The 24405-nt window shown below is 72.0% G+C and carries 24 protein-coding genes; 23 read left to right on the top strand and 1 reads right to left on the bottom strand.

Annotation, left to right across the window (positions count from 1 at the left end; all coding sequences use genetic code 11):
- Positions 1 to 123 precede the first annotated feature (123 nt).
- Entirely contained in the window at positions 124 to 780 is a 657-nt protein-coding gene (locus IF129_RS21975) for a DedA family protein (protein WP_191211509.1), read from the bottom strand.
- A 163-nt stretch (positions 781 to 943) separates the two neighbouring features.
- Here IF129_RS21975 and IF129_RS21970 point away from each other — a divergent pair, with 163 nt between their 5' ends.
- The 23 genes from IF129_RS21970 (at position 944) to IF129_RS21860 (ending at position 24281) form a co-directional block, all read left to right on the top strand.
- Complete coding sequence (locus IF129_RS21970) at positions 944 to 1879, top strand: patatin-like phospholipase family protein (RefSeq protein ID WP_191211508.1); 936 nt, start codon at positions 944 to 946, stop codon at positions 1877 to 1879.
- A gap of 101 nt (positions 1880 to 1980) precedes the next feature.
- Complete coding sequence (locus IF129_RS21965) at positions 1981 to 2451, top strand: response regulator (RefSeq protein ID WP_191211507.1); 471 nt, start codon at positions 1981 to 1983, stop codon at positions 2449 to 2451.
- Positions 2452 to 2500: 49 nt separating this feature from the next.
- Entirely contained in the window at positions 2501 to 3277 is a 777-nt protein-coding gene (locus IF129_RS21960) for a DALR anticodon-binding domain-containing protein (protein ID WP_191211506.1), read from the top strand.
- A 19-nt stretch (positions 3278 to 3296) separates the two neighbouring features.
- Entirely contained in the window at positions 3297 to 4688 is a 1392-nt protein-coding gene (lysA, locus tag IF129_RS21955; protein ID WP_191211505.1) for a diaminopimelate decarboxylase, read from the top strand.
- Positions 4689 to 4838: 150 nt separating this feature from the next.
- Positions 4839 to 6140, top strand: a complete 1302-nt coding sequence (locus tag IF129_RS21950; RefSeq protein ID WP_191211504.1) for a homoserine dehydrogenase — start codon at positions 4839 to 4841, stop codon at positions 6138 to 6140.
- 5 nt (positions 6141 to 6145) lie between these two features.
- Positions 6146 to 7234 carry a threonine synthase gene (gene thrC, locus IF129_RS21945; protein ID WP_191211503.1) on the top strand — a complete coding sequence of 363 codons (1089 nt, stop codon included), beginning with the start codon at positions 6146 to 6148 and terminating at the stop codon, positions 7232 to 7234.
- A 277-nt stretch (positions 7235 to 7511) separates the two neighbouring features.
- Positions 7512 to 8507 (top strand): homoserine kinase, encoded by a 996-nt coding sequence (gene thrB / locus IF129_RS21940; protein ID WP_191211502.1) that lies wholly within the window; start codon positions 7512 to 7514, stop codon positions 8505 to 8507.
- 415 nt (positions 8508 to 8922) lie between these two features.
- The gene (gene rho / locus IF129_RS21935) at positions 8923 to 10977 is read left to right on the top strand and encodes a transcription termination factor Rho (RefSeq protein ID WP_191211501.1); all 2055 of its coding nucleotides are present in this window, start codon (positions 8923 to 8925) and stop codon (positions 10975 to 10977) included.
- Positions 10978 to 11241: 264 nt separating this feature from the next.
- The gene (rpmE, locus tag IF129_RS21930) at positions 11242 to 11460 is read left to right on the top strand and encodes a 50S ribosomal protein L31 (protein ID WP_191211500.1); all 219 of its coding nucleotides are present in this window, start codon (positions 11242 to 11244) and stop codon (positions 11458 to 11460) included.
- 120 nt (positions 11461 to 11580) lie between these two features.
- Complete coding sequence (prfA, locus tag IF129_RS21925; RefSeq protein WP_191211499.1) at positions 11581 to 12651, top strand: peptide chain release factor 1; 1071 nt, start codon at positions 11581 to 11583, stop codon at positions 12649 to 12651.
- Between the two features lie 28 nt (positions 12652 to 12679).
- Positions 12680 to 13570 carry a peptide chain release factor N(5)-glutamine methyltransferase gene (prmC, locus tag IF129_RS21920; RefSeq protein WP_191211498.1) on the top strand — a complete coding sequence of 297 codons (891 nt, stop codon included), beginning with the start codon at positions 12680 to 12682 and terminating at the stop codon, positions 13568 to 13570.
- Positions 13570 to 14217 (top strand): L-threonylcarbamoyladenylate synthase, encoded by a 648-nt coding sequence (locus tag IF129_RS21915; RefSeq protein WP_191211497.1) that lies wholly within the window; start codon positions 13570 to 13572, stop codon positions 14215 to 14217. The genes prmC and IF129_RS21915 overlap by 1 nt, the downstream gene beginning before the upstream one ends.
- Positions 14214 to 14867, top strand: coding sequence for an arsenate reductase/protein-tyrosine-phosphatase family protein (locus tag IF129_RS21910; protein ID WP_191211496.1), 654 nt, complete (start codon positions 14214 to 14216; stop codon positions 14865 to 14867). Before IF129_RS21915 ends, IF129_RS21910 begins: the two co-directional genes overlap by 4 nt.
- 102 nt (positions 14868 to 14969) lie before the next feature.
- On the top strand, positions 14970 to 16289 hold the full coding sequence (locus IF129_RS21905; RefSeq protein ID WP_191211495.1) for an MraY family glycosyltransferase: 1320 nt from the start codon (positions 14970 to 14972) through the stop codon (positions 16287 to 16289).
- Between the two features lie 224 nt (positions 16290 to 16513).
- On the top strand, positions 16514 to 16945 hold the full coding sequence (locus IF129_RS21900; protein WP_191211494.1) for a hypothetical protein: 432 nt from the start codon (positions 16514 to 16516) through the stop codon (positions 16943 to 16945).
- A gap of 270 nt (positions 16946 to 17215) precedes the next feature.
- Positions 17216 to 18025 (top strand): F0F1 ATP synthase subunit A, encoded by an 810-nt coding sequence (gene atpB / locus IF129_RS21895; RefSeq protein WP_191211493.1) that lies wholly within the window; start codon positions 17216 to 17218, stop codon positions 18023 to 18025.
- A gap of 95 nt (positions 18026 to 18120) precedes the next feature.
- Positions 18121 to 18357 (top strand): ATP synthase F0 subunit C, encoded by a 237-nt coding sequence (gene atpE, locus IF129_RS21890; protein ID WP_191211492.1) that lies wholly within the window; start codon positions 18121 to 18123, stop codon positions 18355 to 18357.
- A gap of 35 nt (positions 18358 to 18392) precedes the next feature.
- On the top strand, positions 18393 to 18935 hold the full coding sequence (locus IF129_RS21885) for a F0F1 ATP synthase subunit B (protein ID WP_191211491.1): 543 nt from the start codon (positions 18393 to 18395) through the stop codon (positions 18933 to 18935).
- Positions 18932 to 19756: a F0F1 ATP synthase subunit delta gene (locus IF129_RS21880; protein ID WP_191211490.1), complete on the top strand. Its 825-nt coding sequence runs from the start codon at positions 18932 to 18934 to the stop codon at positions 19754 to 19756. The genes IF129_RS21885 and IF129_RS21880 overlap by 4 nt, the downstream gene beginning before the upstream one ends.
- Before the next feature lie 98 nt (positions 19757 to 19854).
- On the top strand, positions 19855 to 21426 hold the full coding sequence (gene atpA / locus IF129_RS21875; RefSeq protein WP_191211489.1) for a F0F1 ATP synthase subunit alpha: 1572 nt from the start codon (positions 19855 to 19857) through the stop codon (positions 21424 to 21426).
- A 2-nt stretch (positions 21427 to 21428) separates the two neighbouring features.
- Positions 21429 to 22358: a F0F1 ATP synthase subunit gamma gene (locus IF129_RS21870; RefSeq protein ID WP_191211488.1), complete on the top strand. Its 930-nt coding sequence runs from the start codon at positions 21429 to 21431 to the stop codon at positions 22356 to 22358.
- A gap of 2 nt (positions 22359 to 22360) precedes the next feature.
- A complete protein-coding gene (atpD, locus tag IF129_RS21865) occupies positions 22361 to 23803 on the top strand; it encodes a F0F1 ATP synthase subunit beta (protein WP_191211487.1) in 1443 nt (480 codons plus the stop codon).
- Positions 23804 to 23897: 94 nt separating this feature from the next.
- Complete coding sequence (locus tag IF129_RS21860; RefSeq protein ID WP_191211486.1) at positions 23898 to 24281, top strand: F0F1 ATP synthase subunit epsilon; 384 nt, start codon at positions 23898 to 23900, stop codon at positions 24279 to 24281.
- Positions 24282 to 24405: the final 124 nt, after the last annotated feature.

Raw genomic sequence — 24405 nt, 5'->3', positions numbered from 1 at the left:
ACCCGCGGGCCCGTGACGAAACACCGCGGGGGCGTGCCCGGGTCACCGGGCACGCCCCCGCGTGCTGCGACGCGTGCCCGGGTCACCGGGCACGCCCCCGCGTGCTGCGACGAGCCGTGCGGCTCAGGAGCGCCGGTGACGTCCCGAGGCCGGCCGCATGCGGCGGGCGAGGAAGACGATCAGCGCGACGGCGGTGAGGCCGATCACGACCTTGGAGAGCACCCCGACGTACTGCTCGACGACGTGCCACTGGTCGCCCAGCCAGTAACCGGCCAGGACCAGGATGGTGTTCCAGATCGCGCTGCCGAGCGTGGTCAGCAGCAGGAACGTGGGCACCGACATGCGCTCCACACCGGCGGGAACCGAGATCAGGCTGCGGAAGACCGGCACCATCCGGCCGAGGAACACCGCCTTCTTGCCGTGCTTGGCGAACCACTCCTCCGTGCGCACCAGGTCGGCCGTCTTGACCAGCGGCAGCCGGTCCCACACGGCGAACATGCGGTCCCGGCCGAGCAGCGCGCCGATCCAGTACAGGGCCACGGCCCCGACGACGGAGCCGAGCGTCGTCCAGAACAGCGCGGAGGCCAGTGAGAGGACGCCCTGCCCGGCGGCGAAACCGGTCAGCGGCAGGATGATCTCACTGGGAAGGGGGGGAAAGAGGTTCTCCAGCGCGATCGCCAGGCCGGCGCCCGGGCCGCCCATGGTCTCCACCAGAGAGGTGGCCCAGCCCGCGATGCCGCCGGTGGGCTCGCCTTCCAGGGCCAGATTCAAGGAGTGCATGCACAGCCTTCACGGATTGAGTTCGAGGCCTTCCTGTGGAAGAACCTATGGTGCGGCGCGACGGGCCCCGGACCGGGGGTCGCCACCGATGCGGGCGGGGTCGCCCCCGCCCCCAACGTCATGCGCCCCGCGGGAGTTCCCGGGCGGGCGGTGGAGGGGTGAAATGGGCCGAACGGCACTGGTGTTGGGCGGTGGCGGGATGACCGGGATCGGCTGGGAGACGGGACTCCTGACCGGACTGGCCGAAGCGGGCTGCGACGTGAGCGACGCCGACGTCGTGATCGGCACGTCGGCCGGGTCCCTCGTCGGGGCGCAGATCACCTCGGGCCTGTGCACGCTGGACGAGCTGTACGCCCGGCAGCTGGGTTCCGCGCGGCCCCGCCCGCAGCCGGGCGCCCAGGGGCACCCCGCCCCTCCGTCCGGCGCGCAGGCCCCGGCCCGGGACGGAGCCCCGGCCCGGGGCGGAGGGCAGCGGCACGCGGCCCGGGTCGGGCCGGTGACACTCGGCCGCTTCGCCCTGGCCTTCCGCCGGTCCCGGAGCGCGGCCGACCTCGGCGTGCGACTGGGCCGCATCGCCCTGGCCGCCCCCACGCACGACGTCGCCGACCAGCGCACCGTCATCGGGACGCGACTGCCGTCGCGGCGCTGGCCGCAGCGGCGGCTCCTCGTCACGGCGGTGGACGCGGAGAGCGGCGCGTTCCGGGTGTTCGACGCCGACGGGGGCGCGGAGCTCGTCGACGCCGTGGCGGCCAGCTGCGCGGTGCCCGGCGTGTGGCCGCCCGTCGCCATCGGCGGGCGCCACTGGATCGACGGGGGCGCACGCTCCCTCGTCAACGCCGACCTCGCCGAGGGCTGCGAACGGGTGATCGTGCTGGCGCCGATGCACCGGGCCGTCGGCCCGATGCCCACCCTGCGGGACCAGGTGGAGGGCCTGCGGGCGGCGGGCACCGAGGTGGCCGTCGTGATCCCGGACGCGGCGGCCCGCGCGGCGTTCGGACGCAACCCGCTCGACCCGGCCCGCCGCGGCCCGGCGGCCCGCGCCGGACGGGCCCAGGCCGCCGCGTGCGTCGACGCCGTGGCCGCCGTCTGGCGGACCTGAGCCGCACGCCCCCGCTCCGGCGGTCCCGGCCCCGGCGTCCCGTCCGGGCGGAAAAGCGGAAAAGCCGGACGGTTTCACTCAGGGCCACCTACCCTGACGGGGTGGCAGGTGCATCCGGCCGGGTGCTGGTGGTCGACGACAGCACGGTGATCCGGCAGCTGATCAGGGTCAACCTCGAACTGGACGGCTTCGAGGTGCTGACCGCGGCCGACGGTGCCGAGTGCCTGGACGTCGTCCACGACGTGTGCCCCGACGTCATCACCCTCGACGTGGCCATGCCCCGGCTGGACGGGCTGCGCACGGCCGAGCAGCTCCACGCCGACCCGCGCACCCGGCACATCCCCGTCGCCATCGTCAGCGCCTCCTCCCGGTCCGGTTCCGGACGCGGCGTGGACGCCTACCTGGCCAAGCCCTTCGAGCCGGCCGAGCTCGTCCGCCTCGTGCGCCGCCTGCGCCACGGCGGGGGCACGTCCCGGGAGCACCCCGCTCTCCGGACGCCCGGCGTGCCCCCGCAGCTCCCCCCGTCGCGCTCCGTGTTCGACGATGCGGCCTACGTGGTCAGGCGTCCCTGAGGCTGAAACGGATTCGCCTGGTTCGCCCCGCGCTCCTTACGCTGGCCCCGTGACCCCCGCGCAGCTCTCCCGCACCGTGCGGCACGCGTGGAGCCGTGCCGTCGCCGAGGGAGCGCTGCCCGACCCCGCCGAGCCGCCGGACCGCGTCACCCTGCGACGCCCCCCGCACGGCGACGCCGACTACGCCTCCAACCTCGCCCTGCGCCTGGCCGCCGGCTCGGGCCGGTCCGCCGCCGAGGTCGCCGCCGTCCTGCGGGAGCGCCTCGCCGCCGAGCCCGGCATCGCCCGGGTGGAGGTCCGCGGGCCCGGTTTCCTGAACATCACCCTGGCCGACCGGGGCGCCGGCCTCGTCGCCGCGCTGCTGGCCCGCCCCCGCCCCGCGACGCTGCCCGAGGACCCGGCCCGCGACGCCGCGCGCTGGGCCGCGCTCACCGGCGAGCCGCCGACGTTCGCGCGCCGCCCGTGCAGCCCCCTCTTCCGTGTCCAGTACGCCCGCGCGCGCACCGTCGCGCTGTGCGAGGGGGCCCGCGCCCTCGGCCTCACGGCCCGGCCGGAGGCCCTGCCCGGCGCCGCCGAGCAGGCCCTGACCGCGCTCCTCGCCGACGCCGCCCGCCTCGCGGGACCCGCCCTCGCCCGGCACCTCGTGCGGACCGCCGACGCCTTCCTGGACGTGCTGTACGCGCCTGCGGAGCGCTCGGTCCTGCCCGTCGGGGACGAGAAACCCGAGGCCGCCCACCGCGCCCGCCTGGCCCTCGCCGAGGCCACCGGGACGGTGCTGGCCGGCGGCCTGACCCAGCTCGGCATCAGCGCACCCGACCATCTCTGAGGGGACACACGAGCAAGCCATGAGCCGTTCCGCCCACCCCGCCGGGCCCCGCCACGCCGACGTGCTGCCCGAGGGCCACTACACCCCGCCGCCCGCCGACCTCAACGCCCTGGCCGCCCCCGTGTGGCCGCACACCGCCACCCGCGACGAGCACGGCGTGCTCACCGTCGGCGGCATGAGCGTCGTGGACCTCGCCGCCGAGTTCGGCACACCCGCCTACTTCCTCGACGAGGCCGACTTCCGGGCCCGCTGCCGGGCCTGGCGGGAGGCGTTCGGGGACGACGCCGACGTGTTCTACGCGGGCAAGGCCTTCCTGTGCCGTGCCGTCGTGGGCTGGCTGCGCGAGGAGGGGCTGAACCTCGACGTCTGCACCGGCGGCGAGCTGGCCACCGCCCTGGCCGCCGGCATGCCGCCCGAGCGCATCGCCCTGCACGGCAACAACAAGTCCGCCGCCGAGCTGCACCGCGCCGTGGAGGCGGGGGTCGGACGGATCGTCGTCGACTCCTTCCAGGAGATCGCCCGCGTCGCGCACCTCGCCGCCGAGCTGGGCGTGCGCCAGAAGGTGCAGATCCGCGTCACCGTCGGCGTCGAGGCGCACACCCACGAGTTCATCGCCACCGCCCACGAGGACCAGAAGTTCGGCATCCCGCTGGCCGGGGGACAGGCCGCCGAGGCGGTACGCCGCGCCCTGAAGCTCGACGCGCTGGAGCTGCTCGGCGTCCACTCGCACATCGGCTCGCAGATCTTCGACACCTCCGGCTTCGAGGTGGCCGCCCACCGCGTCGTCGGGCTGCTCAGGGACGTGCGCGACGAGCACGGCGTCGAGCTGCCCGAGATCGACCTCGGCGGCGGCCTCGGCATCGCCTACACGGCCGAGGACGACCCGAAGGAGCCGCACGAGATCGCCAAGTCGCTGGGCGAGATCGTGCGCCGCGAGTGCGAGCTGGCCGGCCTGACCGTGCCCCGGCTGTCCGTCGAGCCGGGCCGCGCCGTCTCCGGGCCCACCACGTTCACCCTCTACGAGGTCGGCACCGTCAAGCCGCTGCCGCAGCTGCGCACCTACGTGAGCGTGGACGGCGGCATGTCCGACAACATCCGCACCGCGCTCTACGACGCCGAGTACAGCGTGGCCCTCGCGTCGCGCGCCTCCACCGCCGAGCCGATGCTCAGCCGGGTGGTGGGCAAGCACTGCGAGAGCGGCGATATCGTCGTGCGGGACGCCTTCCTCCCCGCCGACCTGGCACCCGGCGACCTGCTGGCGGTCCCCGCCACCGGCGCCTACTGCCGGTCGATGGCGAGCAACTACAACCACGTGCCGCGCCCGCCCGTCGTCGCCGTGGCCGACGGCGCCGCCCGCGTCATCGTCCGGCGGGAGACCGAGGAGGACCTGCTGCGGCTCGACGTGGGGTGAGCAGGCCCCGCGTCCAGGCCGGACCGCACCCGCGGGAACGCGCGTCCGAACACACCGTGAGAAGGACATTTCACATGCTGGACCCCGCAGGGAAAGCCCGGTCCGGTGGGTGAGACTTGTAGCACCGACATTGACGAGAATCGAGGTCAGATGATGCGTACGCGTCCGCTGAGGGTAGCGCTGCTGGGCTGTGGAGTGGTCGGCTCCGAGGTGGCGCGCCTGATGACGACGCACGCGGACGACCTCGCCGCCCGCATCGGCGCCCCCGTGGAACTGGCCGGCATCGCCGTCCGCCGCCCCGGCCGGGTGCGCGCGGGCGTGCCGGAGCACCTGGTCACCACGGACGCCGCAGCGCTCGTCGCCCGGGAGGACGTCGACGTCGTCGTGGAGGTCATCGGCGGACTGGAGCCGGCCCGGACGCTGATCACCTCGGCGTTCGAGCACGGCGCCAGCGTCGTGTCGGCCAACAAGGCGCTGCTCGCCGAGGACGGGCCGACCCTGCACAAGGCCGCCGAGAAGCACGGTGCGGACCTCTACTACGAGGCCGCCGTCGCCGGGGCGATCCCGCTGGTGCGCCCCCTGCGGGAGTCGCTGGCGGGGGACACGGTCAACCGTGTGCTCGGCATCGTCAACGGCACGACCAACTTCATCCTCGACCGGATGGACACCCAGGGCTCCGGGTACGCGGAGGCCCTGGACGAGGCCACCGCGCTCGGCTACGCCGAGGCCGACCCGACGGCGGACGTCGAGGGCTTCGACGCCGCCGCCAAGGCCGCCATCCTCGCCGGGATCGCCTTCCACACCCGCGTCGGCCTGGACGACGTCCACCGCGAGGGCATCACCGAGGTCACCGCCGCCGACATCGCCTCCGCGCGCCGCATGGGCTGCACCGTCAAACTGCTCGCCATCTGCGAGCGCGCGGCCGACGGCCGCAGCGTCACCGCCCGCGTCCACCCGGCCATGATTCCGCTCAGCCACCCGCTGGCCTCCGTCCACGAGGCGTACAACGCGGTGTTCGTCGAGGCGGAGGCGGCCGGGCAGCTCATGCTGTACGGCCCCGGCGCTGGGGGCTCGCCCACCGCCTCGGCCGTGCTGGGCGACCTCGTCGCCGCGTGCCGCAACAAGCTGAGCGGCGCCCGCGGGCCCGGGGAGTCGGCCTACAGCCAGCTGCCGGTCAGCCCGATGGGCGAGGTCGTCACGCGCTACCACGTCAGCCTCGACGTCGCCGACAAGTCCGGCGTGCTGGCCCAGTGCGCGCTCGTCTTCGCCGAGCACGGGGTGTCGATCGACACCGTCCGCCAGCAGGGCAAGGAGGGCGTCGCCGGTGACGCCTCCCTGGTCGTCGTCACCCACCGAGCATCCGACGCCGCCCTCAGCGCGACCGTCGAGGCGCTGCGCCGACTGGACACCGTCCGCGGCGTGGCGAGCATCATGCGGGTCGAAGGGGAATGAGAGAGATGTCCGCAACCGTAGGCGCCCCCGCCGCCGCCACCCACCAGTGGCGGGGCATCATCGAGGAGTACCGCGACCGGCTGCCGGTCGACGACGCCACTCCGGTGGTCTCCCTGGGCGAGGGCGGCACGCCCCTCGTCCACGCCCAGGTGCTCTCCGAACGCACCGGGTGTGACGTATATCTCAAGGTCGAGGGTGCCAACCCCACCGGCTCCTTCAAGGACCGCGGGATGACGATGGCGATCACCCGGGCCAAGGAGGAGGGCGCCAAGGCCGTCATCTGCGCCTCCACCGGCAACACCTCCGCCTCCGCCGCCGCCTACGCGGTCCGGGCGCGGATCGTCTGCGCGGTGCTCGTCCCGCAGGGCAAGATCGCACTCGGGAAGATGGGGCAGGCCCTCGTCCACGGCGCGAAGATCCTCCAGGTCGACGGCAACTTCGACGACTGCCTCACCCTCGCGCGCGGCCTGTCCGACAACTACCCGGTAGCGCTGGTCAATTCCGTGAACCCGGTACGCATCGAGGGGCAGAAGACGGCCGCCTTCGAGATCGTCGACCGCCTCGGCGACGCTCCCGACCTGCACGTCCTCCCCGTCGGCAACGCCGGGAACATCACCGCGTACTGGAAGGGCTACCAGGAGTACGCCGCCGACGGCCTCGCCACGCACACCCCGCGCATGTGGGGCTTCCAGGCCTCCGGCGCGGCCCCCATCGTGCGCGGCGAGCCGGTCAAGGACCCGCAGACCATCGCCACCGCGATTCGCATCGGCAACCCCGCCTCCTGGGAGTTCGCCGAGGCCGCACGGGACGCCTCGGGCGGCCTGATCGACGAGGTGACCGACCGTCAGATCCTCGCCGCCTACCGGCTCCTGTCCGCCCAGGAGGGCGTCTTCGTCGAGCCCGCCTCGGCCGCCTCCGTCGCCGGGCTGCTGAAGGCCGCCGAGGCCGGACGCGTCGACCCCGGGCAGCGCGTCGTCTGCACGGTGACGGGCAACGGGCTCAAGGACCCGGACTGGGCCGTCGCCGGGGCCCCGCAGCCCGTCACCGTCCCGGTGGACGCGGCGGCGGCCGCCGCGCGCCTCGGCCTGGCCTGAGCGGCCCGGCAGCCCCCGTACCACCCTGCCCTTCCCCGGCCGGTGCGGTGGACCCGCCAGTGGATGCACGGGTCGGTGCACGACACGCATCGTGCGCCTCCCGTGCGCCCTGTGGAGCCACTGAACCTTCCTTCGATAGGCTGTTGTCATCCCCGCCCGCCGCGCACGCATGTGCCAGGGGCCACTGCCGCGCGCTGTCGCGGCACCCAGGAAGCCGCACCCCACGGCGGCCACCCGGGGCGTTGCACGTCCACCGACCAAGGAGAGTCATCGAGCGATGGCCGGTCCAGCCTTCCGCGCCGCCGCCGTCCGGGTACGGGTGCCCGCCACCAGCGCCAACCTCGGGCCCGGCTTCGACGCCTTCGGCCTGTCCCTGGGCCTGTACGACGACGTCGTCGTCCGCGTCGCCGACGCGGGGCTGCACATCGACATCGCCGGTGAGGGCGCCGACACCCTGCCCCGCGACGAGAGCCACCTCCTCGTCCGCTCCCTGCGCACGGCCTTCGAGGTGCTCGGTGGACAGCCGCGCGGCCTGGAGATCGTCTGCGCCAACCGCATCCCGCACGGACGGGGCCTCGGCTCGTCCTCGGCGGCCATCTGCGCCGGGATCGTCGCCGCCCGCGCGGTGACGACCGGCGGGCCCGAGAAGCTGGACGACACGGCCCTGCTGGAGCTGGCCACCGAGATCGAGGGCCACCCCGACAACGTCGCCGCCTGCCTGCTCGGCGGCTTCACGCTCGCCTGGACGGACGCCGGAGCCGCCCGCGCCCTGCGCATGGACCCGTCGCCCGGCCTCGTCCCCGTCGTCTTCGTGCCCGGCAAGCCGGTGCTCACCGAAGCCGCCCGGGGCCTTCTGCCGCGCATGGTCCCGCACGTCGACGCCGCCGCGAACGCCGGCCGGGCGGCCCTCCTCGTCGAGGCCCTCACGCGCCGTCCCGACCTGCTGCTGCCCGCGACCGAGGACCGGCTCCACCAGGAGTACCGGGCCCCCGCGATGGCCGACAGCGTGGAACTCGTCGCGCGCCTGCGCGCCGAGGGCGTCCCCGCCGTCATCTCCGGTGCCGGTCCCACCGTCCTGGCCCTGACCGGCGACGGAACGGCCCGGAAGGCGGAGCGGATCGCCCGGGCCGCCGGCGCCGGCTGGACCGCGAACCGGCTGGATCTCGACCTGTCCGGCGCCGAAGTCCTGCCGCTGAACAGCGGCGGGGGCGCCGACCCCGCCCCGCGCACCGGCACGGAGGCGGAATCCGTCCGCACGGGGCAGGGGCAGTGACACGATTGCCGGTGCTGGAGAGGGGGAATGTTTGAAGGACCCGGTAGTGTTAACCTCAAGTCTGCATCCGCAGCCACACCGGTGCGGTGCACAGCGTCCCCTTCCGGGGCCACCCCTTCTTCCGGGAGCCACCCACACTGTCCGAGCAGCATGCGGAGTTGTGGCCAGCCTGCCCCGGAACCGGCGCGATCCACGCAGGCAGAGCCTGCCGCGCCTCGCGCCACGCACGTGCGCACCCACTCGATGTGGTCGACGGGTTCGACGTGTTCGATGTGTTTGACGAATTGATCTCTCCGCCGTACGCACAGGCGGGACCACCGCCCCGGCACGGTCCTCCCAACCAGGGCCGCAGCCGGACAGCACAACCGGTCGCCGAGCCAGACAGGCCGACGTCCGCTCCAGGGAAGGACCCTTCGTGAGCGACACCACCGATCTGATGGGCGTGAACGCCGACGCGCCTGCCACGGACGCCTCTGCCGCGCCTGCCACCGGTGCACCTTCCGGTACCGCCGGACGGCGGCGCCGTTCCGGCACCGGCCTTGAGGGCATGGTCCTGGCGGAGCTGCAGCAGGTCGCTTCCGGCCTCGGTATCAGGGGCACCGCGCGGATGCGCAAGAGCCAGCTGATCGAGGTCATCAAGGAGAAGCAGGCCGAGGCCGCGGGCGGCCGGAGCACCCCCGCCGGCGACGGTGAGGCCGCCGCCCCGAGCGCCACCGAGGCCAAGCCGAAGCGTCGCGCCACCTCGCGGACCCGTACCGGGGACGCCGGGGACACCGGTCAGCACGCCAAGGAGACTCGGAACGAGACCGCCGACTCCCCGGCCGAGCAGCAGATCGACATTCCCGGCCAGCCCGTCAGCGACGACCAGGGCGGCCGCCGGAAGAACGAGCAGCCCGCCGAGGGCGCGGCGCGGACCGAGCGTGCCGAGAAGGCCGACCGGAGCGGCCAGGGCGCCCAGGGCGGTCAGGCCAAGGCCGAGAGCGCCGCCGACACCGCCGAGGGCAAGGGCGACGGCGGCGGCAAGGGCGACGGCGGCCGGGCCGACGGCGGCAAGGGCGGCGACGGCAAGCAGAACCAGGGTGGTCAGCAGCAGGACCGCCAGAGCAAGCGGGACCGCCAGCGCGACCGCCGGAAGGGCGACGGCGGCGGCAAGGGCGACGGCGGCCAGGGCGGCCAGCAGGGCGGCGGCCAGGGAGCCGGCCGTCAGCGCGGCGACCACCGCGACGACGACGACTTCGACGGCGGCCGCCGCGGTCGCCGGGGCCGCTACCGCGACCGCCGGGGCCGCCGCAACCGCGACGAGCAGTTCGAGCCGCAGGTCGCCGAGGACGACGTCCTGATCCCCGTCGCGGGCATCCTCGACATCCTCGACAACTACGCGTTCGTGCGGACCTCCGGCTACCTGCCGGGCCCGAACGACGTGTACGTCTCCCTGGCCCAGGTCCGCAAGAACGGTCTGCGCAAGGGCGACCACGTCACCGGCGCGGTGCGGCAGCCCCGCGAGGGCGAGCGGCGCGAGAAGTTCAACGCGCTCGTCCGGCTCGACTCGGTCAACGGCATGTCGCCCGAAACCGGCCGCGGACGCCCGGACTTCACCAAGCTCACCCCCCTGTACCCGCAGGAGCGGCTGCGCCTGGAGCACGACCCGGGCTCGCTGACGACCCGGATCATCGACCTCGTCTCGCCCATCGGCAAGGGACAGCGCGGTCTGATCGTGGCCCCGCCGAAGACCGGCAAGACGATGATCATGCAGGCGGTGGCCAACGCCATCACCCGCAACAACCCCGAGTGCCACCTGATGGTCGTCCTCGTCGACGAGCGTCCGGAAGAGGTCACCGACATGCAGCGGTCGGTGAAGGGCGAGGTCATCTCCTCGACCTTCGACCGCCCCGCCGAGGACCACACGACGGTCGCCGAGCTGGCCATCGAGCGGGCCAAGCGCCTCGTCGAGCTCGGCCACGACGTGGTCGTCCTGCTGGACTCCATCACGCGCCTGGGCCGCGCCTACAACCTGGCGGCCCCCGCCTCCGGACGCATCCTCTCCGGCGGTGTGGACTCCACGGCGCTCTACCCGCCGAAGAAGTTCTTCGGCGCCGCCCGCAACATCGAGGACGGCGGCTCCCTGACGATCCTCGCCACCGCGCTCGTCGAGACCGGCTCGCGGATGGACGAGGTGATCTTCGAGGAGTTCAAGGGCACCGGCAACATGGAGCTCAAGCTCGACCGGAAGCTCGCCGACAAGCGCATCTTCCCGGCGGTGGACGTGGACGCGTCCGGCACCCGCAAGGAGGAGATCCTGATGGGCAGCGACGAGCTGGCCATCGTCTGGAAGCTGCGCCGGGTGCTGCACGCCCTGGACCAGCAGCAGGCCATCGAGCTGCTGCTGGACAAGATGAAGCAGACCAAGTCGAACGCCGAGTTCCTCATGCAGATCCAGAAGAACACCCCGTCCCCGGGCAACAACGACTGACGACCGCGTCAGCGCCGTACGTCGTCCCACGGGCCCCACGGGCCCCACGGGCCACGATTCGACGGGCCACGAGGGGCCGCCCCACCCGGGCGGCCCCTCGTCCGTGCGGAGCCCCGTGGAGCCCGCCGAGCGGCGGGAATATCCGGCGGCGGCACCTCGTTTTTGCCGGTGCGGCCAGTGATGGCAGACTGGACCGTCGGCCCCGGTTCACGCCCCGCATCCCGCGACGGCGACCCGGCGCCCTCCCGATACCTAGGAGAGACCGTGAAGCGCGACATCCACCCCGAGTACGTCGAGACCCAGGTCAGCTGCACCTGTGGCGCGTCGTTCACCACCCGCAGCACCGTCCAGGACGGCACGATCCGCGCCGACGTGTGCTCCGAGTGCCACCCCTTCTACACCGGCAAGCAGAAGATCCTCGACACCGGTGGCCGCGTGGCCCGCTTCGAGGCCCGCTTCGGCAAGAAGGCCGGGGCCAAGTAGCGACCCTCAGCGCCGGTTCCCGCAGCCGCCCCACGGCGGTGCGGGACCGGCGCTTTGTCGTCGCCGTACGCCCCCTCCCTTCGCTCTGTTCGCCCCGTTTCTTCCAGTGAGGAAAGCCCGATGTTCGAGGCGGTCGAGGAACTGATCGGCGAGCACGCCGACCTGGAGCGGCAGCTCGCCGACCCGTCGATCCACGCCGACCAGGCGCGTGCGCGCAGGCTCAACAAGCGCTACGCGGAGCTGACGCCGATCGTCGGCGTGTACCGGACCTGGCGGAGCACCGGTGAGGACATCGAGACGGCCCGCGAACTGGCCGCGGACGACCCGGAGTTCGTCGGCGAGGTGAAGGAGCTGGAGGTGCGCCGCGAGGAGCTCACGGACCGCCTGCGCCTCCTCCTCGTCCCGCGCGACCCGAGCGACGACAAGGACGTGATCCTGGAGGTCAAGGCCGGCGAGGGCGGCGACGAGTCCGCCCTCTTCGCCGGAGACCTCCTGCGCATGTACCTGCGCTACGCGGAGCGCCGGGGCTGGAAGACGGAGATCATCGAGGCGACGGGCTCCGACCTCGGTGGCTACAAGGACGTCCAGGTCGCCGTGAAGGCCAAGGCGAACGCCGAGCCCGGCCAGGGCGTCTGGGCCCGGCTGAAGTACGAGGGCGGCGTGCACCGGGTCCAGCGCGTGCCCGCCACCGAGTCCCAGGGCCGCATCCACACCTCCGCCGCCGGGGTGCTCGTCCTCCCCGAGGCCGAGGACGTGGACGTGGAGATCAGCGCGAACGACCTGCGCATCGACGTCTACCGGTCCTCCGGGCCGGGCGGTCAGTCCGTCAACACCACGGACTCCGCCGTCCGCATCACGCACCTGCCGACCGGCATCGTCGTCTCCTGCCAGAACGAGAAGAGCCAGCTCCAGAACAAGGAGCAGGCCCTGCGCATCCTGCGGGCCCGGCTGCTGGCCGCCGCCCAGGAGGAGGCGGAGCGCGAGGCGTCGGACGCGCGCCGCAGCCAGGTCCGCACCGTGGACCGCTCCGAGCGGGTGCGCACCTACAACTTCCCGGAGAACCGGATCTCCGACCACCGGGTCGGGTTCAAGGCGTACAACCTGGACCAGGTGCTCGACGGCGAACTCGACGCCGTCATCCAGGCGTGTGTGGACGCCGACGCCGCGGCCAAGCTGGCCGCGGCGGGCTGAGCGCACACAGGGGACGGGTGAGGAACAGATGGAGCAGTCTCCCGGCGGGCGATCCCCGCATCCGCAGACCGCGCGCAGCGTGCTGCTGGCGGAGGTCGCCCAGGCCACACAGCGCCTCGCCGACGCCGGAGTGCCCTCGCCGCGCTTCGACGCCGAGGAGCTGGCCGGGTTCGTGCACGGCGTCCGGCGCGGCGAACTGCACCGCGTCACGGACGCGGACTTCGACGCCCGCTACTGGGAGGTCGTCGCGCGCCGGGAGGCCCGCGAACCGCTCCAGCACATCACCGGGCGCGCCTTCTTCCGCTACCTCGAACTGCACGTGGGCCACGGCGTGTTCGTGCCGCGCCCGGAGACGGAGTCGGTGGTCGGCTGGGCGATAGACGCCGTCCGGGCGATGGACGTCGCCGAACCGCTCATCGTCGACCTGTGCACCGGTTCCGGCGCCATCGCGCTCGCCCTCGCCCAGGAGGTGCCCCGCTCGCGGGTGCACGCCGTGGAGCTCGACGAGGGCGCCCTGCACTGGGCCCGCCGGAACACCGAGGGCTCCCGGGTCCGCCTCCACCACGGCGACGCCCGCACCGCGCTGCCCGAGCTGGACGGCCAGGTCGACCTCGTGATCTCCAACCCGCCCTACATCCCGCTCACCGAGTGGGAGTACGTCGCCCCCGAGGCCCGCGACCACGACCCGCAGCTCGCCCTCTTCTCCGGTGAGGACGGGCTCGACCTCATCCGGGGCCTGGAGCGCACCGCGCACCGGCTGCTGCGGCCCGGCGGCCTCGTCGTCGTCGAGCACGCCGACACCCAGGGCGGCCAGGTGCCGTGGATCTTCGCCGAGGACCGCGGCTGGGCCGACGCCGCCGACCACCCCGATCTCAACAACCGTCCGCGATTCGCCACAGCCCGCAGGGAGGTGCCGTAATGGCACGGCGCTACGACTGCACCGAAGCAACCGACCGGAAGACCGGGCTGCGGGAGGCCGCCTCCGCCGTCCGCCGGGGTGAGCTGGTCGTGCTGCCCACCGACACCGTCTACGGCGTGGGTGCCGACGCCTTCACCCCCGAGGCCGTCGCCGACCTGCTGGAGGCCAAGGGCCGCGGCCGGGGCATGCCCTCGCCGGTGCTCGTCGGCTCCCCGAACGTCCTGCACGGCCTGGTCACCGACTTCTCGGAGGCGGCCTGGGAGCTCGTGGACGCCTTCTGGCCGGGCGCGCTCACCCTCGTCGCCCGGCACCAGCCGTCCCTGACGTGGGACCTCGGGGAGACCGGCGGCACGGTCGCCGTCCGGATGCCGCTGCACCCGGTGGCCATCGAGCTGCTGACGGACGTCGGGCCCATGGCCGTCTCCTCGGCCAACCTCACGGGCCACCCCGCGCCGCAGGACTGCGACGCCGCCGAGCGGATGCTCGGGGACTCGGTGGCCGTCTACCTGGACGGCGGGCCCACGCCCGACACCGTGCCCTCCTCGATCGTCGACGTCACCGGGAAGGTCCCGGTGCTGCTGCGCGCCGGGGCCCTCAGCGCGGCGGAGCTGCGCGCGGTGGTGCCGGACCTCGAGGAGGCCAGTTGACCGCGCCTGAAGGGCGTGGGATACCGACGACGGTCCCGGCCGGCCGGCCTTTCCGCATCCTCCACGTCTCCACCGGCAACGTGTGCCGCTCGCCGATCACCGAGCGGCTGACCCGCCATGCCCTCGCGGCGCGGCTGGACGGGGAGCTGGTCGGTGGGCTGCTGGTGGAGAGCGCCGGCACCTGGGGGCACGAGGGCGCGCCGATGGAGGAGCACGCCGCGACGGTGCTCACCGACTACGGCGCCGACCCGGTCGGCTTCCTCGGCCGGGAGCTCCTGGACGAGCACGTCATCCGCGCCGACCTGGTGCTGACGGCGACCCGCGACCACCGGGCCCAGGTCATCTCCATGGGCCACTCGGCGGGACTCCGTACGTTCACGCTCAAGGAGTTCACCCGGCTGGTGCGGGCCATCGACGCCGCCAGCCTGCCGGACGCCGCCTCGCCGGGCGGCGTCGCGGAGCGTGCCCGCGCCCTGGTGCAGGCGGCCGCGGCCCTGCGGGGGTGGCTCCAGGCGCCCAGCGCCGAGGCGGACGAGGTCTACGATCCGTACGGAGCGCCGATCACGTACTTCCGCAGCGTGGGGGAGGAGATCAGCCTCGCGCTCGACCCGGTCGTCACCGCGCTGACCGGGGTGCCCGCGCCCGCGTAGGGTCGTGGGCACGACGGGCCGGGGAACCGGCCGCCGTCCTCACCGTGTCGTAGTCTGTGGGCCTTCGGGGCCCACGTCGCCCATGCATCCTCTGGGGAGCCCGTGCGGGAATATCTGCTGACGTTGTGCGTCACGGCCGCGGTCACCTACCTGCTGACCGGTCCGGTCCGGAAGTTCGCCATCGCGGCCGGCGCGATGCCGCAGATCCGGGCCCGCGACGTGCACCGTGAGCCCACCCCGCGCCTGGGCGGCATCGCCATGTTCGGCGGCCTGTGCGCCGGTCTCCTGGTGGCCTCGCAACTCACCAACATCGGTGACGTCTTCACGCTTTCCGATGAACCGAGGGCGCTCCTGGCGGGCGCGGGCATCATCTGGCTGCTGGGTGTGCTGGACGACAAGTGGGGCGTGGACGCCCTGGTCAAGCTGGGCGGCCAGATGATCGCCGCCGGTGTCATGGTCTGGCAGGGCCTGACGATCCTGTGGCTCCCCATCCCTACCGTCGGCATGGTCGGCATCACCCCGCTCCAGGGCACGCTGCTGACCGTGGCCCTCGTCGTCATCACCATCAACGCCGTGAACTTCGTGGACGGTCTGGACGGCCTGGCCTCCGGCATGGTGTGCATCGCCGCGATGGCGTTCTTCATGTACGCCTACCGGATCTGGTACAGCTACGGCATCGAGGCGGCCGCCCCCGCGACGCTCTTCTCCGCCGTGCTCATGGGCATGTGCCTCGGCTTCCTGCCGCACAACATGCACCCGGCCCGCATCTTCATGGGCGACTCCGGCTCGATGCTGATCGGGCTCGTGCTCGCGGCCGGTGCGGTCTCCATCACCGGCCAGGTCGACCCGGACGCGCTGCGGCTGTTCGAGGGCTCGGAGAAGTCGGCGGTCAAGGCCACGGTGCCGGTGTACATGCCGCTGCTGCTGCCGCTGACGATCCTCGCGGTGCCGGTCGCCGACCTGCTGCTCGCCGTCGTCCGGCGGACCTGGCAGGGCCAGTCGCCGTTCGCCGCCGACCGGGGCCACCTCCACCACCGGCTGCTGGAGATCGGGCACTCGCACAGCCGCGCCGTGATCACCATGTACTTCTGGTCCGCGCTGATCGCGTTCGGTGCCGTCGCCTTCTCGGTCAAGTCGCGCAGCCTGGTGATCGTTCTCGCGGTCGTCGCCCTGTGCGCGGCCGGACTCGTCGTCCTGCTGCTGCCGCGCTTCACGCCGCGCGTCCCCGGCTGGGCCGACCGCCTCGTCCCCCCGCGCTACCGCCGTCCCCGCGGGGCGGAGCGGGCCGAACCCCTGGACGACGCGGCCCCCGAGCCCGTCGGCGTGACGCGCTCGGGCGGCCCGGCCGCCCGCCCCCACGGCTCCACCGCCCTCACCGACCGTCGACCCTCACGTCACCGCGATGTCAACTCCCGTACGTGATCGTCCGGTCAGTGCACGGATGAGGGTGTGCACTCTCAAGTGTGACGCCTGGCACACCAACTTGGTAAAGACCTCATCAAATAGTTTGTGATACCGTTCACGAGAGCCGGTGAGGTGATCGGCGAGCCCCGCACAGGGGCCGCGATCCGCGCACTCCGCACCGCCGGTTACGCTCGGCCACACGGTCACGTCACACCCCCCGTTCCCCGCTGGAGCAGCAACCTATGCAGTCGAACGACGCCCGGATTCTCCGCGGCGCCGCGATTCCCACGGCATGCGCCGGGCTGGTCGGCGTCCTCGTCGGCGCGGCCGTCGCGGGTGCCGAGGGTGCGCTGGGAGCGGCGCTCGGCACCGTCGTGGTCATCGCCTTCTTCGGTCTCGGCCTCTACGCGATCAGCCGCATCGGTGAGGCGTGGCCGCAGCTCCTCCTGGGCGCCGGATTCCTCGTCTACACGACGCAGGTCGGCGTCATGCTCGTCCTCCTGCTCCTGTTCCGGGACGCGACCTGGATGGACGGGCGCGTTTTCGGTCTCACCGTTCTCGCCTGCCTGCTGGTGTGGCTCGCGGCGCAGGCCTGGACCCACACGCGTGTGAAGCAGCTGTACGTCGAGCCGTCCGACTCCGGCCGGTCCGCGGACGCGGAGCCACGTGCATGAGCGCCGTCCGCGCATGCGCCGAAAGTAGGGGCGATATAAAGACCCCCTCGGTGGACTGCTATGGTCCGACGCCGAGAGGGTGGCGAGCGAGGGAGCGTGCGCTGTGCGGGACAGCGTCGCGTGCTCCCCATCTTCCTGCTGCGAGCCGCCCTGCCGTCGCGCCGGCCGGTTCTGCCTCCCGCGATACCCAGTCCAGTGCCGCTCCGTGGCCTGCGCCACGCCGACACATCGAGGTAGCCGTACCTATGCGTCCGACCGAAGGAGCTCGCGGTGAGTAGTGACCAGTTGCTCGCCTTCGAGACCGACTGCCACCTGTTCAAAGGCTGTGGCTTCGAGGCCCCGAGCGTGTGGTCGTTCATCTTCGACCCGATGTTCACGGTCGGCGGGATCGATTTCAACAAGCCGATGCTGCTGGCGGTCCTCGGCACGGCCATCATCCTGACCTTCTTCTGGATGGCCTTCTCCAACCCGAAGGTCGTGCCCGGCAAACTCCAGATGGTCGCCGAGGCGGGCTACGAGTTCGTCCGCAAGGGCATCGCACGCGAGGTGATCGGCAAGAAGGGCGAGCCGTTCGTCCCGCTGCTGGTCTCGCTGTTCTTCTTCGTCTGGATGATGAACCTCTGGGCCCTCATCCCGGTCGCCCAGTTCCCCGTGACCTCCGTCATCGCCTACCCGGCCGGTCTCGCGATCGTCGTCTGGGCCACCTACATGACGGTGACGTTCAAGACCAACGGGTTCGTCGGCGGCATCCGCAACCTGTGCGTGCCCAGCGGCCTCCCGAAGCCGATCTACGTCATCCTGACGCCGATCGAGTTCGTGTCGAACATCTTCGTCCGGCCCTTCACCCTCGCCGTGCGACTCTTCGCGAACATGTTCGCCGGTCACGTGCTGATCCTCATCTTCACGATCGCCACCTGGTACATGCTCGGCACCGTCCTCGGCACCGTCTACGCCACGGCCTCGTTCGCCATGACGATCGTGCTGACGGTCTTCGAGCTCTTCATCCAGGCACTGCAGGCCTACGTGTTCACGGTGCTGACCGCCACCTACCTCTCCCAGGCGCTCGAAGAGGCCCACTGAGGTAGCGGCCCCGCGCCACCGAGCCACCCGCCCAACCCCCAAGTCGTCCGGTGGACCAACCACCCACCGGCCCACCAAGAGAAGGAACCAACGGAATGTCTGCTGCTCTCGAGACCCTCGCGGCCGTTGAAGGCAACGTCGGCACCATCGGTTACGGCCTCGCCGCCATCGGCCCCGGTGTCGGCGTCGGCATCATCTTCGGTAACGGTGTGCAGGCCATCGCCCGCCAGCCCGAGGCCGCCGGCCTCATCCGCCAGAACATGCTGCTCGGCTTCGCGGTCGTCGAGGCCCTGGCCCTGATCGGCTTCGTCGTTCCGTTCATCCTTACCTGAGCGGACCGCAGCCTTATTTCGACGAAAGGTCCATCATGATGTACCTGGCAGCCGAGGACCCGCAGAATCCGCTGCTTCCGGTCTGGCCTGAGGTCGTCATCGGCCTGCTCGCCTTCGGCATCGTCTTCTTCGTCTTCTCCAAGAAGCTCCTCCCGGCCATCAACAAGGCCCTGGACGAGCGGCGTGAGGCGATCGAGGGGGGCATCGAGAAGGCCGAGGCTGCCCAGGCCGAGGCGCAGCAGACGCTGGAGGAGTACCGGGCTCAGCTGAGCGAGGCCCGGCACGAGGCCGCGCGTCTGCGCCAGGAGGCGCAGGAGCAGGGTGCCGCGCTCATCGCCGAGATGCGTGCGGAGGGCCAGCGGCAGCGTGAGGAGATCATCGCCGCCGGTCACACCCAGATCGAGGCCGACCGCAAGCAGGCCGCGCAGGCGCTGCGCCAGGACGTGGGCAAGCTCGCCACCGACCTGGCCGGGAAGCTCGTCGGGGAGTCCCTTGAGGACACCGCCCGGCAGAGCCGCACCATCGACCGCTTCCTGGACGACCTGGAGGCCAAGGCCGAGACCGGGGCCGCCCGATGAACGGAGCGAGTCGCGAGGCACTGGCCGACGCGCGGGAGCGGCTGAACGCGCTGACGGACAACACGTCCGTCGACGCGACGCTGCTCGCCGACGAGCTGGCCTCCGTCACCACGCTGCTCGACCGTGAGGTGCGCCTGCGCCGGACGCTCACCGACCCGGCGCAGGCCGGCGAGGCGAAGGCCGGGCTTGTGGGCCGTCTGCTGGGCGGCCAGGTCAGCGGTGAGGCCGTTGACCTGGTCTCCGGCATGGTCCGCGCCCGCTGGTCGCGCTCGCGTGACCTGGTGGACGCCGTCGAGCAGCTCGCGGACAGCGCCGACCTGGTCGCCGCGGACCGGGCGGGCACGCTCGGTGACGTGGAGGACGAGCTGTTCCGGTTCGGCCGGATCGTCGCCTCCTCCGCGGAGCTGCGGTCGGCGCTCAGCGGCAAGGTCGGCGACGCGTCGCTCAAGAGCGCGCAGACCGAGCTGCTGCACCGGCTGCTGGGGGGCCGGGCCCAGCCCGCCACCGAGCGCCTGGTGATCCGCCTGGTCGGTCAGCCGCGAGGCCGTAGCCTGGAAGGTGGCCTGGAGGCCCTTTCCCAGCTGGCCGCCGAGCGTCGCGACCGCTCCGTCGCGGTCGTCACCTCCGCGGTTCCGCTGAGTGACGGGCAGAAGCAGCGCCTCGGCGCCGCCCTGACCCGCCTCTACGGCCGGGAGGTGCACCTGAACCTCGACGTGGACCCGGCGGTCCTCGGCGGGATCACGGTGCGCATCGGTGACGACGTCATCAACGGCAGCGTGGCCGCCCGCCTCGAAGAGGTCGAGCGGCGGATGGCCGGCTGAGCCGGCCGGTCACCACCAACTCAACAAGCAGTACGTAGCGGCCCGAGTTGGGCCGTAGCAGATACATACGGGCCCAACAAGGAGAGCAGGGAACCCAGATGGCGGAGCTCACGATCCGGCCGGATGAGATCCGGGACGCGCTGGAGAACTTTGTCCAGTCGTACACGCCGGACGCGGCCTCGCGCGAAGAGGTCGGGACGGTCAGCGTTGCCGGTGACGGCATCGCGAAGGTCGAGGGTCTGCCCTCGGCCATGGCGAACGAGCTGCTGAAGTTCGAGGACGGCACGCTCGGCCTCGCTCTGAACCTCGAAGAGCGCGAGGTCGGTGCGGTTGTCCTCGGTGAGTTCAGCGGCATCGAGGAGGGCCAGACGGTGCGCCGCACCGGCGAGGTCCTCTCGGTGGCGGTGGGCGAGGGCTACCTCGGCCGGGTCGTCGACCCGCTGGGCAACCCGATCGACGGTCTCGGGGAGATCGAGACCGACGGCCGCCGCGCGCTGGAGCTGCAGGCCCCCACGGTCATGCAGCGCAAGTCGGTGCACGAGCCGATGGAAACCGGCTACAAGGCCGTCGACGCCATGACCCCGATCGGCCGTGGCCAGCGTCAGCTGATCATCGGCGACCGGCAGACCGGCAAGACGGCGCTCGCGGTCGACACGATCATCAACCAGAAGGCCAACTGGGCGAGCGGCGACCCGAGCAAGCAGGTCCGCTGCATCTACGTCGCGGTCGGCCAGAAGGGCTCCACCATCGCCAGCGTGCGCGGCGCGCTGGAGGAGGCCGGCGCCCTGGAGTACACGACCATCGTCGCCGCCCCGGCGTCCGACCCGGCGGGCTTCAAGTACCTGGCGCCCTACACCGGCTCGGCCATCGGCCAGCACTGGATGTACCAGGGCAAGCACGTCCTGGTCATCTTCGACGACCTGTCCAAGCAGGCCGACGCCTACCGCGCCGTCTCCCTGCTGCTGCGCCGCCCGCCGGGCCGCGAGGCCTACCCGGGCGACGTGTTCTACCTGCACTCCCGGCTGCTGGAGCGCTGCGCCAAGCTCTCCGACGAGATGGGCTCCGGTTCGATGACCGGCCTCCCGATCGTCGAGACCAAGGCCAACGACGTGTCGGCGTTCATCCCGACCAACGTCATCTCCATCACCGACGGCCAGTGCTTCCTGGAGTCGGACCTCTTCAACGCGGGCCAGCGCCCGGCGCTGAACGTCGGTATCTCCGTCTCCCGTGTCGGTGGCTCCGCGCAGCACAAGGCCATGCGGCAGGTCTCCGGCCGGCTCCGCGTGGACCTGGCCCAGTTCCGTGAGCTGGAGGCGTTCGCCGCCTTCGGTTCGGACCTGGACGCCGCCTCGAAGTCCGCCCTGGAGCGGGGCCAGCGCATGGTGGAGCTGCTCAAGCAGGGCCAGTACGCGCCGTACCCGACCGAGGACCAGGTCGTCTCCATCTGGGCCGGCACCAACGGTCTGATGGACGTCGTCCCGGTCGCGGACGTCCGCCGCTTCGAGAAGGAGCTGCTGGACTTCCTCCACCGCGAGCACAAGGACCTGATGACCGGCATCCGCGAGGGCGCCAAGATGTCGGACGACACCCTGGCGAAGCTGCGTGAGGTCGTCGAGTCCTTCAAGAAGCAGTTCGAGACCTCGGACGGCAAGCTTCTGGGCGAGGGCTGAGCATGGGTGCCCAGCTCCGGGTCTACAAGCGGCGGATCAAGTCCGTCAAGGCCACCAAGAAGATCACCAAGGCGATGGAGATGATCGCCGCCTCGCGCATCGTCAAGGCGCAGCGCCAGGTGGCGGCCTCCACGCCCTACGCCGAGGAGCTCACCGCCGCGGTCACCGCGGTGGCGGGCGGCGCGGAGGTCAAGCACCCGCTGACCACCGAGGTGGAGGCTCCGCAGCGGGCCGCCGTGCTGCTCGTGACGAGTGACCGCGGTCTGGCCGGCGGGTACTCCTCCAACGCCATCAAGGCGGCGGAGCAGCTCACCCAGCGGCTCTCCTCGGAGGGCAAGGACGTCGTGACCTACGTCGTCGGCCGCAAGGGCGTGGCGTACTACAACTTCCGTGAGAAGACCGTCGCGGACTCCTGGACCGGCTTCACCGACAGCCCCGTGTACGCGGACGCCAAGAGGATCGCGGCGCCGCTCATCGAGGCCATCGGACGGGACACCGCGGACGGCGGCGTCGACGAGCTGCACATCGTCTTCACCGAGTTCGTCTCGATGATGACGCAGGAGCCGGTCGACCGCCGGATGCTGCCGCTCACGCTGGAGTCGTCGGACGCGGAGCCGGAGGCCGGCAAGAAGGCCGCCGAGCGCGTCCAGCCGCTGTACGACTTCGAGCCGTCGGCGGAGGAGGTGCTCGACGCGCTGCTGCCGCGGTACGTCGAGAGCCGGGTCTACAACGCCCTGCTGCAGGCCGCCGCCTCCGAGCACGCGGCCCGCCGTCGGGCGATGAAGTCGGCGACCGACAACGCGGAAGAGCTCATCAAGTCGCTCACGCGGCTTGCCAACGCGGCCCGCCAGGCCGACATCACCCAGGAAATCAGCGAGATCGTCGGTGGTGCCAGCGCGCTGGCCGACGCTTCTGCGGGGAGTGACCGATAACTATGACCACCACTGCTCAGACGGCCGTCGCGACGGGCCGCGTCGCGCGGGTCATCGGCCCGGTCGTCGACGTGGAGTTCCCCGTCGACGCGATGCCGGACATCTACAACGCCCTCACCGTCCAGGTCGCCGACCCGGCCGAGGAAGGCACCACCAAGACGCTGACCCTGGAGGTCGCGCAGCACCTGGGCGAGGGCCTGGTGCGTGCCATCTCCATGCAGCCCACCGACGGCCTGGTCCGCCAGGCCCCGGTGACCGACACCGGCGACGGCATCACCGTCCCCGTCGGTGACGTCACCAAGGGCCGCGTGTTCAACACCCTGGGCGAGATCCTCAACGAGCCGGAGGCCGAGTCCGAGGTCACCGAGCGCTGGGCGATCCACCGCAAGGCCCCGGCCTTCGACCAGCTCGAGTCCAAGACCGAGATGTTCGAGACCGGCCTGAAGGTCGTCGACCTGCTGACCCCGTACGTCAAGGGCGGCAAGATCGGCCTCTTCGGCGGCGCCGGCGTCGGCAAGACCGTCCTCATCCAGGAAATGATCATGCGTGTGGCCAAGCTGCACGAGGGCGTTTCCGTGTTCGCCGGTGTCGGCGAGCGCACCCGTGAGGGCAACGACCTCATCGAGGAGATGGCCGAGTCGGGCGTGCTCCCGCAGACGGCCCTCGTCTTCGGCCAGATGGACGAGCCGCCGGGCACGCGTCTGCGCGTCGCCCTGGCCGGTCTGACCATGGCGGAGTACTTCCGCGATGTGCAGAAGCAGGACGTGCTGTTCTTCATCGACAACATCTTCCGCTTCACCCAGGCCGGCTCCGAGGTCTCCACGCTGCTGGGCCGCATGCCCTCCGCGGTGGGATACCAGCCGAACCTGGCCGACGAGATGGGTGTGCTCCAGGAGCGCATCACCTCGACCCGTGGTCACTCGATCACCTCGATGCAGGCGATCTACGTCCCCGCGGACGACCTGACCGACCCGGCCCCGGCGACCACCTTCGCCCACCTGGACGCCACCACGGTGCTCTCCCGTCCGATCTCGGAGAAGGGCATCTACCCGGCGGTGGACCCGCTGGACTCGACGTCCCGCATCCTGGACCCGCGCTACATCACGCAGGAGCACTACGAGTGCGCCTCCCGCGTCAAGGGGATCCTGCAGAAGTACAAGGACCTCCAGGACATCATCGCCATTCTCGGTATCGACGAGCTCGGCGAGGAGGACAAGCTCACCGTCCACCGCGCCCGTCGTATCGAGCGCTTCCTGTCGCAGAACACCCACGCGGCGAAGCAGTTCACCGGTCTCGACGGATCGGACGTTCCGCTGGACGAGTCGATCGCCGCGTTCAACGCGATCGCCGACGGTGAGTACGACCACTTCCCCGAGCAGGCGTTCTTCATGTGCGGTGGCCTGGACGACCTGAAGGCCAAGGCCAAGGAGCTCGGCGTCTCCTGACGCCCGGGCCCAGCGGAAGGCGGGGGCCGGACCCGGTCCGGCCCCCGCCCGCCGTACCCCCTATTCTTGAGAAATCCCAGTTTGAGGAGCCACTGTGGCTGAGCTGCACGTCGAGTTGGTCGCCGCCGACCGCCGGGTCTGGTCGGGCGAGGCCAGGCTGGTCGTCGCGCGCACCTCTTCGGGTGAGATCGGCGTCATGCCCGGTCACCAGCCGCTGCTCGGCGTGCTGGAGTCCGGGCCGGTCACGATCCGCACCACCGGTGAGAGCGGCGACGGCACCGTGATCGCGGCGGTGCACGGCGGTTTCATCTCGTTCGCCGACAACAAGCTGTCGCTGCTGGCCGAGATCGCCGAACTGAGTTACGAGATCGACGTCGAGCGCGCGGAGCGGGCGCTCGAGAAGGCCAAGTCGGACCTGGACGCGGCGGCGGAACGACGCGCCGACGTCCGCCTGCGGGCCGTGGCGGTCGCACGCTGAACCCGCGGGTACGTGTCAATCAGCCGCGGACGGCTCCGGAGCGCTGCTCCGGGACGGTCCGCGGCTGAGTCATCATGGAGGGCGTATCCGCGCACCGCGCGCGGCATGCGGGGAGATGCGAGGA

The sequence above is a fragment of the Streptomyces chumphonensis genome, assembly GCF_014779715.1.
GTDB classification, from domain to species: domain Bacteria; phylum Actinomycetota; class Actinomycetes; order Streptomycetales; family Streptomycetaceae; genus Streptomyces; species Streptomyces chumphonensis.
The sequence above is the reverse complement of the archived record's forward strand: the minus strand, read 5'-3'. Positions and strand labels throughout refer to the sequence as shown.